Origin of the sequence: Niallia sp. HCP3S3_B10, assembly GCF_052064465.1 — a bacterium.
GTDB classification, from domain to species: domain Bacteria; phylum Bacillota; class Bacilli; order Bacillales; family Cytobacillaceae; genus Niallia; species Niallia hominis.
The window spans coordinates 1-14,725 of record NZ_JBQHVO010000060.1 but is presented as its reverse complement, the minus strand read 5'-3'; the positions used below and the strand labels follow the sequence as shown (position 1 = coordinate 14,725).

The following is a 14,725-nucleotide window of genomic DNA, read 5'->3' as shown; positions in this document are numbered from 1 at the left end:
AGTAATGGAAGTATTCTTATAAAATGATGTTAGATTTATTAACAGCAGATAGGAAGAAATATCACTTGGTTGGAGAAGTTTATGGAAGTGAAGCGGAAAAATTTAATGCGGAGCAGATTCGAGTCTAAATAAAACGCTAAAATAAAAGATGGGGGTCTCATAAACCTTGTTTGGTTTGGAGATCCCCATATATAAAGAACATGAATTGTGAAGGTTATACAGTTTATTTAGCTATTTTGAACCATTCGAAGAAGTTCGTGGGCGTGTTCACCAGCAACCTCTGCTAAGTGTTCCCAAATCTCGTCTCTCATAAGATCCAGCTCCACAATCTTTTTAGCTAAATCAACTGCTTCTTTGGTTATCATGTAAGAAGGCTCCTCTCCGTTCATAAAAATAATACCTAATACCTATTCCTTGCAAAGAACTTCAAGTAATAGTTTATACATTTAGCATTTTAACGGAAAATAAATAAAAAATCATTAAAAATGTAAGGAAATCTTACCTATTTTTTGATTTTTGTGTTAGGAAATATAACAAATAGTGTTCTGTTTTATCTGAAAAGTATTATAATTAAAATAAGAGAGATTAATATTTAACTTCATGAGGTGAGATGTAATGGATCATGAGCCATCCTATAAGAAAAGAAAGGTAATAACGATTGGTGTCGTAAGTGAACTAACTGGTTTAACAGAAAGGCAGATTCGATATTATGAACAAAGAAAATTAATTTTTCCAGAGAGGCCAGAAAGAGGAAATCGAAAATATTCATTCTCCGATGTAGAAAGACTCATAGAGATTGCTAATAAACGAGAAGAAGGCGTTCGTACACACGAAATCAGACAAGAAATTATGAAAAAGAACAAAGAAGAAGAAGAGCGCAAAATAAAAAAACAAATGCTTCGTGGTCAAATTAATGCGAGATTTGGGATTCAGAACGATTAGTGAAAACGAATATATGTCCTTTTGTTAAGTCCATTTTAATACGATAATGGACTTTTTATTTTGGAAAAAAATTTTTTCACCTTCCTTTTCTTCTCTGTAAAAATTCCATCATTTTAATTCTGCTCAAATATTGATAAAATAACCATATTTCATATAAACTGTAATTTGTTGATAAAGATCCAAAAGTATATTTTAGCGTACACGATTATTCTAAAAGATAAGTGTCGTTTCGATAGAAAATATTATGAAGTATTGCGGAGCATGCTAAATGCATAGGCCAACTAAAAGGGCAGTATATGTAGGCCCATTGAACAACATTTATTTTTACAAAAACATCCCGATAGAATGACTTGGATGTAAATTTTATGAGAATTGCTTTGCACCAAATGACATGTAAACGTAATTGATCTTTCATACATAGATGTAGACAATAGCTGTTCCTATTTGTATTTTATGGCCAGTTTGCTATCTTTTATTTTTACAGCGATTGTCTGTTAAAGTGGTGCCAATGCTTTTCTTCAATGGAGAGATAGTATGACATATATTTCGGTGGAAAAAACATACGACATTATGGAGATTTGCATATTAGCAGGGAGTATCATGTTACAGAATGGTGCAGAAACACATCGGGTGGAAGATACGATGACAAGAATTGCCACTGCTTATGGGGTGAAAGACTCCGATTGCTTTGTTACGCCAACAGGCATTATCTTATCGTTAGAAGGAGAAGAACCAACAAAGACAAAATTAAATCGCATTATTGAGCGAACTACTAATTTAGAAAAGGTTGTTCGAGTAAATGATATATCTCGTAGAATAAGTACGGGGACGGTAGGCATGAATGAAGCATATCATTTATTGAAAGATGTAGAAGATGAAAAATGTACGTATTCTGATTTGTTTCAAGTAATGGCCGCAGCTATTGCAAGTGGCTGTTTTTTAATCATGTTCGATGGTGTTTGGCGAGATTTTATTCCAGCATTTATAGCAGGTGGGCTAGGGTTCTTGTGTTCCTTGTATTTTCACAAAGTCTTGCAAATAAAGTTCTTTGCTGAAGTCTCTGCCGCTTTCGTGATTGGAGTGGTTGCTTTTCTTGCTGTTTCGACTGGATTTGGCTCGGAAGTGGATAAGATTATTATTGGGTCTGTGATGCCTCTTGTTCCAGGCTTGCTCATAACAAATGCAGTAAGGGATTTGATGGCTGGACATTTAGTATCTGGTATCTCAAAAGGAGCGGAGGCGATTTTAACCGCTACAGCTATTGGTTCAGGAATTGCTGTTGCATTTTTGGTTTTTTAAGGAGAGGAAATAGAAATGAGTGAATTTTTTGCACAGGCAATCACTAGCTTTGTTGCGACATTTGGCTTTGGAATTATCTTTCATATTCCTCGAAAGCTATTAGTCCAATGTGGGTTTATAGGGATGCTTGGATGGATGGCCTATTGGGCAATTGTATTTTTTTATCATAATGAGGTGCTAGCAGCGTTATCGGGTTCCTTTCTTGTAGCGGTTATAAGTCAACTGTTTGCTAGAGTTTACAAATCTCCAGTGATTATTTTTAGTGTTGCTGGGATTATTCCATTAGTACCCGGAGGAGCAGCCTATAATGCGATGCGTCATTTTGTAGAGAATGACTATTATGTAGCTGTTAGTCTTGCAGCGAAGGTATGTTTAATATCTGGTTCCATTGCAATGGGACTAATGTTTTCAGAAGTTATCAATCAATTAATATTTAGGGCGCATGCTCGGAAGAAGGGGCTAAATAAGGTGTAAATGACCTTTATTCAGCTCCTTTTTTGTATAAAATATTCCTTCTAATCTTTATTGAAACACAGTGTTCCTATTTTGGAACACGTTCCATTCTGTGTGAAAAAGTCCTAAAGATCCTGATTCTATTTACTTAAAATGGGTTAGAAGGTAACGTTGTATACGAAAAAACACTTGCGGGCTGTTAAATTTGTAAGGGATTGCAAAAATAAAGGGAAGAAGGCGATCGGTTGTGAGAAAAGGAGTTAAAATTGTTACCATCGGCGGAGGTTCGAGCTACACACCTGAATTGGTAGAAGGTTTTATTAAAAGATATGATTCGTTACCTGTTCGTGAACTATGGTTAGTAGATATTCCTGAAGGGGAAGAAAAGCTAAATATTGTAGGGAATTTGGCAAAAAGAATGGTGCAAAAGGCTGGAGTACCGATTGATATTCATCTAACATTAGATCGAAGAGAAGCGCTTAAGGATGCTGATTTTGTTACAACACAATTTCGTGTTGGTTTGCTTGCTGCTCGTGCAAAAGACGAAAGAATTCCATTAAAATATAATGTAATCGGCCAAGAAACAAATGGTCCAGGAGGATTGTTTAAAGGTTTACGAACAATTCCGGTTATTTTGGATATTGTAAAGGATATGGAAGAGCTTTGTCCAAATGCTTGGCTCATTAACTTTACAAACCCAGCAGGAATGGTGACAGAAGCAGTTCTTCGCCATAGCAACTGGAAGAGAATCATTGGGCTATGTAATGTGCCGATTTCTATTCAAATGGGTGTTGCAAAGCTTTTAGAAGTAGAATCTAGCCGGGTACATGTAGATTTCGCGGGGTTAAATCACATGGTATTTGGGCTAAATGTATACTTAGACGGCAAGAATATTACGCAAGTATTTTTAGAGGAAATGACGAAGCATAAGAGTGATACGATGAAAAATATTGCAGCCATCGATTGGGAACCAGATTTTATTAAAGCGTTAGGGGTTATTCCTTGCGGATATCATCGTTATTATTATAAACAAGCAGAAATGCTTCAAAATGAGTTACAAGAGGCGGCAGAACAAGGTACTCGTGCTGAAGTAGTTCAGCAATTAGAAAAAGAACTATTTGAGCTTTATAAAGATGAAAATTTAGCGATAAAACCACCGCAGCTAGAAAAAAGAGGAGGAGCATACTATAGTGATGCTGCTTGCAGCCTTATTGATTCGATGTATAACGATAGAAGAGACATTCAACCAGTGAATACAATAAATAATGGGGCAATTGCTAGTATTCCAGATGAATCAGCAGTAGAAATTAGCAGTATTATTACGAGAGATGGACCAAAGCCAATTGCTATTGGCGATTTACCTGTAGCAGTACGCGGACTGGTTCAACAAATTAAATCCTTCGAAAGGGTGTCGGCAGAAGCGGCAGTGACCGGAAATTATCACACAGCATTGCTAGCAATGACAATCAACCCATTGCTTCCATCTGATAAAGTAGCAAAACAAATTTTAGATGAAATGCTAGAGGCACATAAAGAGCACCTACCACAATTCTTCAAAGAAGAAGTAATTTACTAAAAGAAAAAATGGCTATATATTCGGGCAACCGCTTATATAGCCATTTTTTCCTTTGTATATGTAAATTCGCCCTTATCGATTAGGGAAGGAAGAATAAGAATCAATTCCCCGTAAAAACTAAAGAAATCATTGAATGGAAAGAAGGGACATGAAGATGACCAGAACTTTTGATTGCATTATTATTGGCGGTGGCATTGCTGGATTACAGGCGGCAATTCAATTAGGAAGATATAACCATGAAGTGCTTATTATCGATGCAGAAGATGGTCGCTCTACTTTATGTAAAAGCTATCATAATATATTGGGTTATCCAGATGGCATAAGTGGTGATGAATTGCGAAGCTTAGGAAAAAAACATGCAGAGAATTTAGGAGTAAAGTTTATTAAAAGTACTGTTATGGCTATAAAAAAAGAAGGGAATTATTTTACTGCTCAAACAGAAACAGATATTATTCGTTCTCGAAAAATCTTGATTGCAACAGGAGTAATGGATAATATACCTCCCTTTCCTGAATTGTATCCTTGTCTAGGAGTAAGTGTCTATTTATGCCCAGATTGTGATGGCTATGAAGTAAAGGATAAGAAAACAATCGTAATCGGTAACGGAAATGTTGGCGCAAATATGGCAATGACTTTAATGTATTGGACAAAGGATATTCTATACATTAACCATGGGGGAGAAGCGGTAGAGGAAAAATTGGAAAAGCAATTGGCCGCAAATAATATTCCTATTTTTACAGCAAAAATAAAACAAGTGATAGCAGATGATTCCCAAATAAAGAGCTATGAATTAGAGGATGGAAAGAAAATAGAAGCACAATCTAGTTTTATTGCATTTGGTGGGAATAAAGTAAAATCAGACCTTGCAGTTCCTTTAGGAGTTGAAATAATGGCAAATAATCACATTATCGTAAATCCGCGCACGAAAATGACGAATATAGATGGGGTTTGGGCGGCAGGAGATGTAGTTGCCCATTCTGAACAGGTTACAATCGCAATGGGAGAGGGTTCACAAGCAGCTATTTGGATTCATAAAGCTTTATTACAAGAGGGTGGAAAATAAAAAGAGGTCTCTTAAATAGGAGAACCTCTTCCTTCTTAAAGGCTAGCTCGATATACACGGTAGCCGATTATATTTCCATACGTATAAAGAATATAGGAGTGATCCATCAGCTTTCCTTCTAACTGCATATTAACAGGCACAGATGTATCGATTGCTTCGTCCTCTGGTTCCATTCCTGTCATCATATGAGAAAAAACAGAGTGGCCAAGCGTTACTTCTACTTTTGGGAATCCTGCTTCCTTCATCAAATTGATCCATTCCTTTTCTGTATAAACTTTCTCAATCCCATATACTTCACACATATTCTGGTGTTCCATTGCATAAAGAGCTCTTTCAGCTGTCATTTCTACCAAAAGAAGGACACCACCAGGTTTTAGCACTCTTTTGATTTCGGCAAGAGAGTTTTTGCAATTAGTAAAAATAAGCACGGATTCTACTAATATAATGTCGAAACTATCGGAAGGAAAGGGCATTTTTTCTAAGCTGCCTTGAACTAATTGGATGGAAATATGCTCTTTTTCAAAACGTTTATTTGCTCTTTTTACCATAGTGGGATGGTAGTCAATACCTGTTACAGAACAAGGGTAATTCTTTTTTATATAGGCAGCTGTCTGGCCAGTACCACAGCCGCCATCTAGGAGTGTTGTTTCTTCGGTGATTTTTTCCTGCTCTAATAAGAACTTTGTTAACGTTAATCCACCTGGATGTGCACCACTTACCCCAAAATAAGCTAGGGCATCTTGATAGGTCGGTTTCATCTTTTTCCTCCCAACAAGTCAATTTCTACTTTTCCATACTATATGAGGAATAAGCTGCATTGGTTCGAGATTATTTAACACTCCTTTTCACTTTATTATGATAAGGTTTAATAAGGGAAGAATTTACACTTAGTGGGGAAAGGAAGAGAATACATGGCTATTACTAAAACAAATGCAATGCGAATATTGGACGCCGAAAAGATTCCATACAGTATTCATACATATGACAATAAGGATGGGAAAATTGACGGCGTTTCCGTTGCGGGCAAGATTGACAAAGAAATAGAAATGGTGTACAAAACACTTGTGGTGAAAGATGGTGGCTCGGGAGTTTATGTATTTGTTATCCCTGTTGCAGCAGAGCTTGATTTAAAAAAAGCAGCTAAAGTAGTAAAGGCTAAAAAAATCGAAATGATTGCAGTGAAGGATATTCAAAAGTTAACTGGCTATATTCGGGGAGGCTGTTCACCAATTGGTATGAAGAAAAAGTATGAAACCATCTTAGATAAAAGTGCGGACAAGCAATCTGCGATCATTGTTAGTGGCGGAAAGATTGGTGTTCAAATCGAAATAGCTGTTGAGCTGTTAATCCAGGTTACAGATGCAAAGGTGGAAGAGGTTATTCATTGAGGAAATGGTTCGGCTCATGCACTTAACTAATCTCTGTGCTTGAGCCTATAACTTTACTAAATCGGCTTCTCTGCTAATTCTCTTTCTGTGCTTCTACGTTTAAGAGAAAGCAATAAAATGGTGGTTAAAATAAAAAAAGCGCCTATCCATTCATATATATTAAATGGAACCTTTAACCATATAACGGCAAGGAATGCTGCGGATAATGGCTCTGCACATGATAGCAAACTAGTCTCCGCTGCCTCCAAATGCTTTAAGCTTTCTAAATAACAGAAGAAGGCGATCAAAGTACCAAATAATATGACAAATACAATTGCTAGGATAGAAGATAAGGTAAATATCCCATCTCCGGTCTTCCAAGGCGGATAGAAAAACGACATTCCAAAACCACCAAGGATCATTCCCCATGCGACAACCACTGTAGAGCCGAATTCCTTCAACAACTGAGCAGGCTGTAAGGTGTACAGGGCAAGAAAGAAGGCAGAGCTTAATCCCCAGGCTAAAGCTTCAGGTTTAATGGAAATGGTCGAAAAAATCCCAGCAGATACTAGTAAATAGGTCCCTAATAAAGCAGTAATGATTCCAACTATATGCTGAAAGGGAGGGATAGTTTTTCTGATAAGAGCAGTATAAAGAATAATAAGGACAGGTGCTAAGTACTGCAATAACGTGGCTGTTGCTGCATTGCTGCTTTCTATCGCAGCAAAATAAGTAAACTGAACTCCAGCCATTCCCAGCAGTCCGAAAATAAGTATATTTACCACGCTAGCTCTTCTTTTCCAAATACCCCATATGTCTGTTTTACTTGTTAAGCCTAAATAAAGCAGTAGTAAAGCACCGCTAGTAAGAAGGCGAATACACACAAGCCAGCCAGTGCTAAATTGCTTGTGAGTGAATAAAAATTGTGCTACAGAGCCAGAAACTCCCCATGAAATAGCGGCAGTTAGAACAAGGAATATCCCAATAGACTTTCGTTTCATTTATATTTCCTCTTTTGTCGTAATAGATTTTGTTCCTATTATATAAAAAATATAGAAGTTTGAATATACAGAAAAGTATATTTTGTTCTTACATCTTTGGGGTCTAAAAGAAATAGGGAATTGATCGTTTATTCGGAGTAGTTTTCATCCATTTCTTTTCATAACGGGAGGCGATCTTCGATAGAAAATCGCCTCCCATTATGATAGATGAAAATCTGGATGGTCTAAGGCATACAGGTTTTGATAGCGACTACTTGTTTCAAGAAGTTCTTTGTGGCTTCCTCTTAGAACAATTTCGCCATGATCCATAAAAATGATTTCATCCATTTCTTCCACACCTACTAAATGGTGGGTAATCCAAATCAACGTTTTTCCATTTAATGAGGAAAAGATTGTATTAAGTAATGCTTTTTCTGTCTTTGGATCAAGACTCGCATTTGGTTCATCCATAAGGACAATAGGAGTTTTTTGTAGCAAAATTCTTGCTAATGCTACTCTTTGTCTCTCTCCGCCAGAAAAGCGTTGCCCAGTTTCCTCCATAAAAGTATCCAAGCCGTTCGATAAAGAGGAAACCAAATCCTCTAATTGTGCCAATTTAATGGCGTTTGCCAGTTCTTCCTCTGTCGCTTCTTCTACACCTAGTAAAATATTATTTCGGAGCGTCGTAGCAAACAGGTGAGGTGTTTGATTTAGTACAGAAATAATGGAAGAAGTATCTGCCTGAAAGGAAGCAGCTGATTCTCCGTTAAATGTTACACTACCTGCTGTTGGCTCGATAACTCCTTGTATTAATTTTAATAAGGTCGACTTACCAGCACCACTTCGTCCAATTACGGCTATTTTTTTTCCTTGTGGAATGTCCAAGCTTACATTTGATAGAGAAAATGCTTGCTCTTGATCATAGCGGCAAGAAACTTGATTTACCTGAATATCCACCTGATCCGTTTCGATTGCTACACGATTAGGTGCCTTTTTTTGTATAGGTACTTCTAGCTTTCTAAGTCTGGCTAGAGAATCTTGATAAGCAGGCAGCTTTTCAAACGCGTCAGATACGACTAAAAAAGCATCGAGAATTGGTAAGGCAACAAGAATGATAGCAGCAATTAAGGTAACAGGTATATTTCCTTCTACATATTGTTGACTAGACCAGAATACGAGAGAAAGGATAATAAGGGCAGCAACTGCCTGTGAAACTAAGTTGCGCCAAAGAGTAAATTGAACAAGCTGATGATTGATCTTTGCAACAATCGCTTCCTCTTTTTCGTACTCTTTTATAAAGCTTTTGGAACGACCACTAATCACCCAATCACTTATTCCTAAAATACTATCTGTTAGTTTTTGATAGAGTCCATTTCTTCTTTGTTTAAATGCTCTTTGTTTTTGGCGCATAAGTACTAAAGAAAGAACAGGGAAAAAGAATAATAACAATCCTAAATATAGTGCCATAAGGAAAGCGAAAGGAACATCTAAAATGCCAATCGCACAGACAACAATGATATACATTACGATTGTTGCAAAAGTCGGGAAAATAGTCCGCAAATAAATATTTTGTAGCTTCTCAATATCTTCAGAAAGAATACCTAACATATCGCCTACTTTAAATCTGTTCTTTAAAAATAAAGCCTGTGGTTCTAAAATTTGGTAGAGCTTTAAGCGCATTTTCGATAAAATACGTAGGACGGTATGATGACCAGCTAACTTTTCCAAATAGCTAAACACAGCTCGGCTAATACCAAAGGTTCTTACACCAACAATCGGCACATATACCATCAAAATATTTTCAACAGGAATGGCTGATTTAGAAATAAGATAGCCAGACGTAAAGGTAAGCATCGCAGCTGTAAGTAAAGCAAGGATACTCAAAAAAAGTATGAAGGTAATACGGCTTTTATTTGCTTTTAGAAATGGGAAAATCCATTTGTTTTCATTCAACTGAGCTCCTCCTTACTGCTGTAATAGCTTATAATAGTAACCTTTGGCTACCATTAATTCTTCATGTGTGCCTGTTTCTACAATTTCGCCTTGATTCATAACAAAGATATAATCCATGTCTTTCATCCAGTGAAGTCGATGTGTCGCAAGGAAAACAAGCTTATCGTTAAATAGTGGCAGCATCGTTTCCTTTAATTCAAATTCAGTTTCGATATCTAAATGGGAAGTAGGTTCATCTAACAGCATGATTTTTCGATTCGTTAAAAACGCTCTAGCTAAAGCAATTCTTTGTTCCTGTCCACCACTTAAATTCCTTCCCCCATCGCCTAGCACTTCATCTAGACCATTAGGGAAGGTTGTGAAAATATCATATAAACCAGTTGCTTTTAATGCTTGGATAATTTCTTCATCTGTAGCTTCTGGATGGTAAAAAGCAATATTCTCCCGTAATGTCATGCTAAAGATATAAGGAGATTGTGGGATATACGTAGTAAGCTGTCTCCATTCATCTGCCATTAGACTAGGAATAACATCGCCATTTAAAGAAATGGTCCCATTACAATGGTTTGAAAATCCGCTTAGCAGATCAATAAGAGTAGACTTACCAGCACCACTTTCACCGACAATGCCAATTTTTTTATATCCATCAATCATAAATGAGAGATTTTTTAAAGTTACTGCTTCCTCTGGACGGTGTCGAAATGCAACGTTATGAAAGGCAAGGGATGGTTTGTCACCTAGAGAAATGGATGGACCAGTTCCTTGTTCAGGTGTTGGAATTTGAATGATTTGTTGAATTGCTTCCCCAGCTTCCTTTCCGTCTAATGTTGCATGAAAATCTGCTCCAACCATCCGCACGGGTAGAAAGAATTCTGGTGCCAAAATAAGAATCATTAAGGCGGGCAATAACACTAATTCACCATTTATTAAGCGCAAACCTAAATTAACAGCAACAACTGCAACAGAAAGGGACGTAAAGAAGTCTAAGGAAAAAGAGGATAAAAACGCTAATCGCAATGTTTTCATCGTTGCTCCCCGATATTGTTCACTAACCTTTTCGATTTTTTCACTGTGCTGTCTGCTTCTTCCTAAAAATTTAAGTGTTTCTAACCCTCTTAATGAGTCTAAGAAATGATTGGATAGGACTTTGTATGTTGCTAGTTGGCGATCCATTTGACTGCTAGCTGCCATGCCAACAAGTATTAAAAAAACGATTAAAATCGGCATTGTAACTGTTAGGATTACACCTGAGAGCCAGTCATTCCAATATACAAATAGAATAATCATGCCAGGAATAACCCCTGTAGCAAGCATTCTTGGTAAGAAAAGTTCCAAGTAGGTTCTATATTGAGTTACGCCTTCAAGGACAAGGGTCGCAATGTTCCCGCTGCCTTGTTTTTTTGTGTATTTTGGCCCAAGCTCGAATAGTTTTTGCATTAAATGAAAACGTAGCTCCTTGCTTGTTTTTTTAGCAAACGATGTCGCGATATTTTGTTGAACCGTGTGCAAGAAGTGTCTGCCTAAAAAAGCTAATAAGAACAATATGATTTTTACATACTGCTCTTGAAAGGTGTTTCCGTTATATAAAGAGGCTATTATTTCTGCAAGCCATTTGGCCTGCAGAATAATAGCAGCTCCTTCTACAATTGTTAATATTCCAATAAGAACAAGAATCGGCTTGATTCCATTAAGTTTTAATAGATTTTTATCCATTAGTATTCTAAATGGGACTTTTCAGTAATACGTTTCCGGAATACAATATAGCTCCAAATCTGATAGCCTAAAACAAAAGGCAGAAGAGTTAAAGCCACAATCGTCATTACTTTTAAAGAGTAGTTACCGGAAGCTGCGTTTTGAATCGTTAAGCTAAAAGCATCACTTATCGAACTAACCATTACTCTAGGAAATAAGCCGATGAAAATAGAGGCAAAGGATAAAGTGATAACTGCACCAGTCATTCCGAAAGCCCAGCCGTCCATTTTTCGAGAAATAAAGAATCCACCAACTACAAAGGCAATAACCCCTAAAGAGAAGATAAAGGAAAGGATTAAGCCACGTTCTTCGAAAATATCTGTTTTGATATACGTTAGGGCAGAAAACAATGTTAATAAGATACCTAGTAAAGGTAAAAGTTTTTGTGCTAAGTTACGTGCTCTTTCTTGTAAATCACCAACAGTTCGTAATGTGGTAAATACTAATCCATGTACAAGGCATAGGACAAGGACAGTAAGACCGCCTGTTAATGTATAGTAGTTTACAACATCAAAGAAGCCTGCTTTTAATTCCATATTTTGATCAATTGGCAAACCTTGCATGAAACAAGCAAATACCACTCCAAATAATAATGGAGGAAGGAAACTACCTAAGAAAATACAAACATCCCAGGTTTTTTTCCATGTTGGATGGCTATCTTTTGCACGGAATTCGAACCCTGTGGCCCGAACAATCAGTGCTAATAAAACAACTACAAGTGGTGTATAAAATCCGCTGAACATTGTAGCATACCAATGAGGGAAGGCTGCAAACATGGCACCTCCTGCAGTAATTAACCACACTTCATTAGCGTCCCAATAAGGACCAATCGAATTAATGAGAATCCGTTTTTCTACATCGTTTTTTGCTAATAGTTTTGTTGACATTCCGACACCAAAATCAAACCCCTCTAAAAAGAAGAATCCGATAAATAAAACCGCGACTAAAATAAACCAAAGGACATTTAACTCAAGCATGGAAACCCTCCTTCGCAAACGGGTCATTCGTAACTTTTGCATCTTCTTTTTCCATCATGTATGGCCCTTTTTTAATAACTTTTACATATAGATAAACCATGATTGCACCTAATACAGCATAGATCGTACAGAATGCAATAATAGAGAATAATACTTGACCTGCTGAAACACTTGGAGAAATACTATCTTCTGTTGTCATTAATCCGAAAACAGTCCACGGCTGTCTGCCAATCTCCGTCATAATCCATCCGGAAGTATTTGCAATAAAAGGAAGAGATATCCCTGCAACCATCAAACGGTAGAACCATTTATTTGGCTTAGCCACTAATTTCTTTTTCCATGCTAAAAATACGCCATAGATGCCGAGGAGAATCATTGCTACTCCTGCTGCAACCATTATTCTAAAGCTCCAGAAAGTAGTTTTGACTGGAGGAATATAATTACCGTCCCCATATGCCTGAACATACTCTGCTTGAAGCTCATTCATCCCTTTCACACTTCCATCTAATGTGTTATAAGAAAGAATGCTCAATAGATAAGGAATCTTTAGTTCGGCACTATTTTCTTTATTTTCTACATCGATATTGGCAAAAACAGTCCAAGGTGCTGGATCTTCACTGTTCTCCCATAATCCTTCACTAGCAGCCATTTTCATTGGTTGTGTTTCTACTAAAAATTGTGCTTGAGCATGCCCTGCAACAAGTGTTAAGAATGTAGAAGTTAAGGCGACTGTAATACCGATTTGAAAGGATTTCTTAAAGAAATCTACATCTTTTTTTCCTAATAATTTAATCGCACTAATTCCACATACTAAGAATGCCCCTGTAGCTAATGCGGCAAATACGGTATGAGGGAATTCGACAAGAACCTGGCCGTTTGTAATAAGTGCGAAGAAGTCATTCATTTCTGCTCGACCATTATTAATCTCAAAACCAACTGGCCGTTGCATAAAACTATTTGCTACTAGAATCCAGAAGGCAGAAATAGTTGTTCCAAATGCAGTTAACCAAATACATGCCAAATGTACTTTTTTCGATAAGCGATCCCAACCGAATATCCATAATCCGATAAAGGTACTTTCCATAAAGAATGCAAGTAATGCTTCAATTGCAAGTGGTGCACCGAAAACATCACCAACAAAACGAGAGTAATTAGACCAGTTCATTCCAAACTGAAATTCTTGAAGAATTCCTGTAACAATTCCGATAACAAAGTTGATTAAAAATAATTTGCCCCAAAATTTAGCCATTTTCTTGTATTCTTCATTTCCTGTCTTCACATAAAAAGATTCCATGATTGCGATAATAAATACTAAACCGATTGAAATAGGAACAAAAAGAAAGTGGAAAATGGTCGTTGAAGCAAATTGCAAACGTGATAGAAAAATCATATCCAAGGATTTCTCCTCCTTTTTTTGGTTTTTTGAATAAAATTGTGAATCTTATTGTGCGCAAAAGCGATAAAAATCATTGCATAAGATGAATAGGAATAAGCTGCATGCTAAATAGGAAGCTTGAATAACAGATAAAATTGTTATTTTCTTGATGATCATCCTATGTAATTAGATGATGAAAAACGTCGATAAACATTGTTGTGAAAGGTTTTAACAGGTTTCTTTTTCCGATCGTCCCCTTTAGGTGAATGATAGATATATCATAATGAAATTTTGATTGTTTGCGGTAAACTTCACTCATTGTTTGAAAAATGTTCACATATTCGTTCACAGAAATGACAAAAACGAGAGTGGGTTTAGTAGGAATGGTAAGGAGGGAAGGAAAACAGAGAGGCTAGTTGGTTGGTAAATAAGGAGAATGGTGAAAGAGTAGCGGTGGCGAGAAAAGTGGTGGGAGTTTGCGAGTAAGTTGTGAAGTTGCAAGGAAAGATGTGGAAGTTGCAAGGAAAGATGCGGAAGTTGCAAGTAAAATTTGGAAGTTGCAAGAAAAGATGTGGAAGTGGCAAGTAAAGATGCGGAAGTCGCAAGTAAAGATGTGGAAGTGGCAAGTAAAGATGTGGAAGTCGCAAGAAAAGATGTGGAAGTCGCAAGTAAAGATGCGGAAGTCGCAAGTAAAGATGTGGAAGTGGCAAGTAAAGATGTGGAAGTCGCAAGTAAGTTGAGAAAGTTGCAAGAAAAGTTGCAGAAGTAGCAAGTAAGTTGTAGAAGTCGCAAGTAAGTTGCAGAAGTTGCAAGAAAAGTTGTAGAAGTTGCAAGAAAAGTTGCAGAAGTAGCAAGTAAGTTGAGGGAGTCGCAAGTAAAAATGCGGAAGTGGCAAGTAAAGTTGCAGAAGCTGCAAGAAAAGCAGCTAAAGTCGCAAGTAAGTTGAGAAAGTTGCAAGTAAAAATGCGGAAGTCGCAAGAAAATCTGC

At 37.0% G+C, this 14,725-nt stretch carries 14 protein-coding genes; 7 read left to right on the top strand and 7 right to left on the bottom strand.

Going from position 1 to position 14,725, the window contains the following annotated elements:
* Window positions 1-227 precede the first annotated feature (227 nt).
* The gene (locus ACTNDN_RS19935; protein ID WP_192840934.1) at window positions 228-365 is read right to left on the bottom strand and encodes a hypothetical protein; all 138 of its coding nucleotides are present in this window, start codon (window positions 363-365) and stop codon (window positions 228-230) included.
* Between the two features lie 250 nt (window positions 366-615).
* Between ACTNDN_RS19935 and ACTNDN_RS19930 the strand changes: the two genes are divergently transcribed.
* From ACTNDN_RS19930 to ACTNDN_RS19910, 5 genes are all read left to right on the top strand, one after another.
* Window positions 616-942, top strand: a complete 327-nt coding sequence (locus ACTNDN_RS19930) for a MerR family transcriptional regulator (RefSeq protein WP_016202571.1) — start codon at window positions 616-618, stop codon at window positions 940-942.
* 534 nt (window positions 943-1,476) lie between these two features.
* Entirely contained in the window at window positions 1,477-2,241 is a 765-nt protein-coding gene (locus ACTNDN_RS19925; protein WP_048717417.1) for a threonine/serine exporter family protein, read from the top strand.
* A gap of 15 nt (window positions 2,242-2,256) precedes the next feature.
* Window positions 2,257-2,715 (top strand): threonine/serine exporter family protein, encoded by a 459-nt coding sequence (locus tag ACTNDN_RS19920; protein ID WP_031537695.1) that lies wholly within the window; start codon window positions 2,257-2,259, stop codon window positions 2,713-2,715.
* Window positions 2,716-2,941: 226 nt separating this feature from the next.
* Entirely contained in the window at window positions 2,942-4,270 is a 1,329-nt protein-coding gene (locus ACTNDN_RS19915) for a 6-phospho-beta-glucosidase (protein ID WP_031537696.1), read from the top strand.
* A 154-nt stretch (window positions 4,271-4,424) separates the two neighbouring features.
* Window positions 4,425-5,333: an NAD(P)/FAD-dependent oxidoreductase gene (locus tag ACTNDN_RS19910; protein ID WP_109768781.1), complete on the top strand. Its 909-nt coding sequence runs from the start codon at window positions 4,425-4,427 to the stop codon at window positions 5,331-5,333.
* Between the two features lie 35 nt (window positions 5,334-5,368).
* Here the strand turns inward: ACTNDN_RS19910 and ACTNDN_RS19905 are convergent, their stop codons facing one another.
* Window positions 5,369-6,091 carry a class I SAM-dependent methyltransferase gene (locus tag ACTNDN_RS19905; protein WP_235251733.1) on the bottom strand — a complete coding sequence of 241 codons (723 nt, stop codon included), beginning with the start codon at window positions 6,089-6,091 and terminating at the stop codon, window positions 5,369-5,371.
* Between the two features lie 153 nt (window positions 6,092-6,244).
* On the opposite strand from ACTNDN_RS19905, the gene ybaK reads away from it, so the two are divergent.
* On the top strand, window positions 6,245-6,721 hold the full coding sequence (gene ybaK / locus ACTNDN_RS19900; RefSeq protein WP_031537701.1) for a Cys-tRNA(Pro) deacylase: 477 nt from the start codon (window positions 6,245-6,247) through the stop codon (window positions 6,719-6,721).
* A 56-nt stretch (window positions 6,722-6,777) separates the two neighbouring features.
* Here ybaK and ACTNDN_RS19895 read toward each other — a convergent pair whose 3' ends face one another.
* From ACTNDN_RS19895 to ACTNDN_RS19875, 5 genes are all read right to left on the bottom strand, one after another.
* Entirely contained in the window at window positions 6,778-7,701 is a 924-nt protein-coding gene (locus tag ACTNDN_RS19895; protein WP_441131930.1) for a DMT family transporter, read from the bottom strand.
* 198 nt (window positions 7,702-7,899) lie between these two features.
* Complete coding sequence (gene cydC / locus ACTNDN_RS19890) at window positions 7,900-9,633, bottom strand: thiol reductant ABC exporter subunit CydC (RefSeq protein ID WP_251629022.1); 1,734 nt, start codon at window positions 9,631-9,633, stop codon at window positions 7,900-7,902.
* Window positions 9,634-9,645: 12 nt separating this feature from the next.
* Window positions 9,646-11,346 (bottom strand): thiol reductant ABC exporter subunit CydD, encoded by a 1,701-nt coding sequence (gene cydD, locus ACTNDN_RS19885; protein ID WP_251629024.1) that lies wholly within the window; start codon window positions 11,344-11,346, stop codon window positions 9,646-9,648.
* Entirely contained in the window at window positions 11,346-12,362 is a 1,017-nt protein-coding gene (gene cydB / locus ACTNDN_RS19880) for a cytochrome d ubiquinol oxidase subunit II (RefSeq protein ID WP_031537709.1), read from the bottom strand. The genes cydD and cydB overlap by 1 nt, the downstream gene beginning before the upstream one ends.
* On the bottom strand, window positions 12,355-13,752 hold the full coding sequence (locus tag ACTNDN_RS19875) for a cytochrome ubiquinol oxidase subunit I (protein ID WP_396953887.1): 1,398 nt from the start codon (window positions 13,750-13,752) through the stop codon (window positions 12,355-12,357). Before ACTNDN_RS19875 ends, cydB begins: the two co-directional genes overlap by 8 nt.
* A 535-nt stretch (window positions 13,753-14,287) precedes the next feature.
* Here ACTNDN_RS19875 and ACTNDN_RS19870 point away from each other — a divergent pair.
* The gene (locus ACTNDN_RS19870) at window positions 14,288-14,506 is read left to right on the top strand and encodes a hypothetical protein (RefSeq protein WP_251629026.1); all 219 of its coding nucleotides are present in this window, start codon (window positions 14,288-14,290) and stop codon (window positions 14,504-14,506) included.
* Window positions 14,507-14,725 lie beyond the last annotated feature (219 nt).

What these genes read in the sequence shown, in the direction of transcription:
- ACTNDN_RS19935 (WP_192840934.1), bottom strand. Translation starts at nt 365, where the DNA reads ATGATAACCAAAGAAGCAGTTGATTTAGCTAAAAAGATTGTGGAGCTG.
- ACTNDN_RS19930 (WP_016202571.1), top strand. Translation starts at nt 616, where the DNA reads ATGGATCATGAGCCATCCTATAAGAAAAGAAAGGTAATAACGATTGGT.
- ACTNDN_RS19925 (WP_048717417.1), top strand. Translation starts at nt 1,477, where the DNA reads ATGACATATATTTCGGTGGAAAAAACATACGACATTATGGAGATTTGC.
- ACTNDN_RS19920 (WP_031537695.1), top strand. Translation starts at nt 2,257, where the DNA reads ATGAGTGAATTTTTTGCACAGGCAATCACTAGCTTTGTTGCGACATTT.
- ACTNDN_RS19910 (WP_109768781.1), top strand. Translation starts at nt 4,425, where the DNA reads ATGACCAGAACTTTTGATTGCATTATTATTGGCGGTGGCATTGCTGGA.
- ACTNDN_RS19905 (WP_235251733.1), bottom strand. Translation starts at nt 6,091, where the DNA reads ATGAAACCGACCTATCAAGATGCCCTAGCTTATTTTGGGGTAAGTGGT.
- ybaK (WP_031537701.1), top strand. Translation starts at nt 6,245, where the DNA reads ATGGCTATTACTAAAACAAATGCAATGCGAATATTGGACGCCGAAAAG.
- ACTNDN_RS19895 (WP_441131930.1), bottom strand. Translation starts at nt 7,701, where the DNA reads ATGAAACGAAAGTCTATTGGGATATTCCTTGTTCTAACTGCCGCTATT.
- cydD (WP_251629024.1), bottom strand. Translation starts at nt 11,346, where the DNA reads ATGGATAAAAATCTATTAAAACTTAATGGAATCAAGCCGATTCTTGTT.
- cydB (WP_031537709.1), bottom strand. Translation starts at nt 12,362, where the DNA reads ATGCTTGAGTTAAATGTCCTTTGGTTTATTTTAGTCGCGGTTTTATTT.
- ACTNDN_RS19875 (WP_396953887.1), bottom strand. Translation starts at nt 13,752, where the DNA reads ATGATTTTTCTATCACGTTTGCAATTTGCTTCAACGACCATTTTCCAC.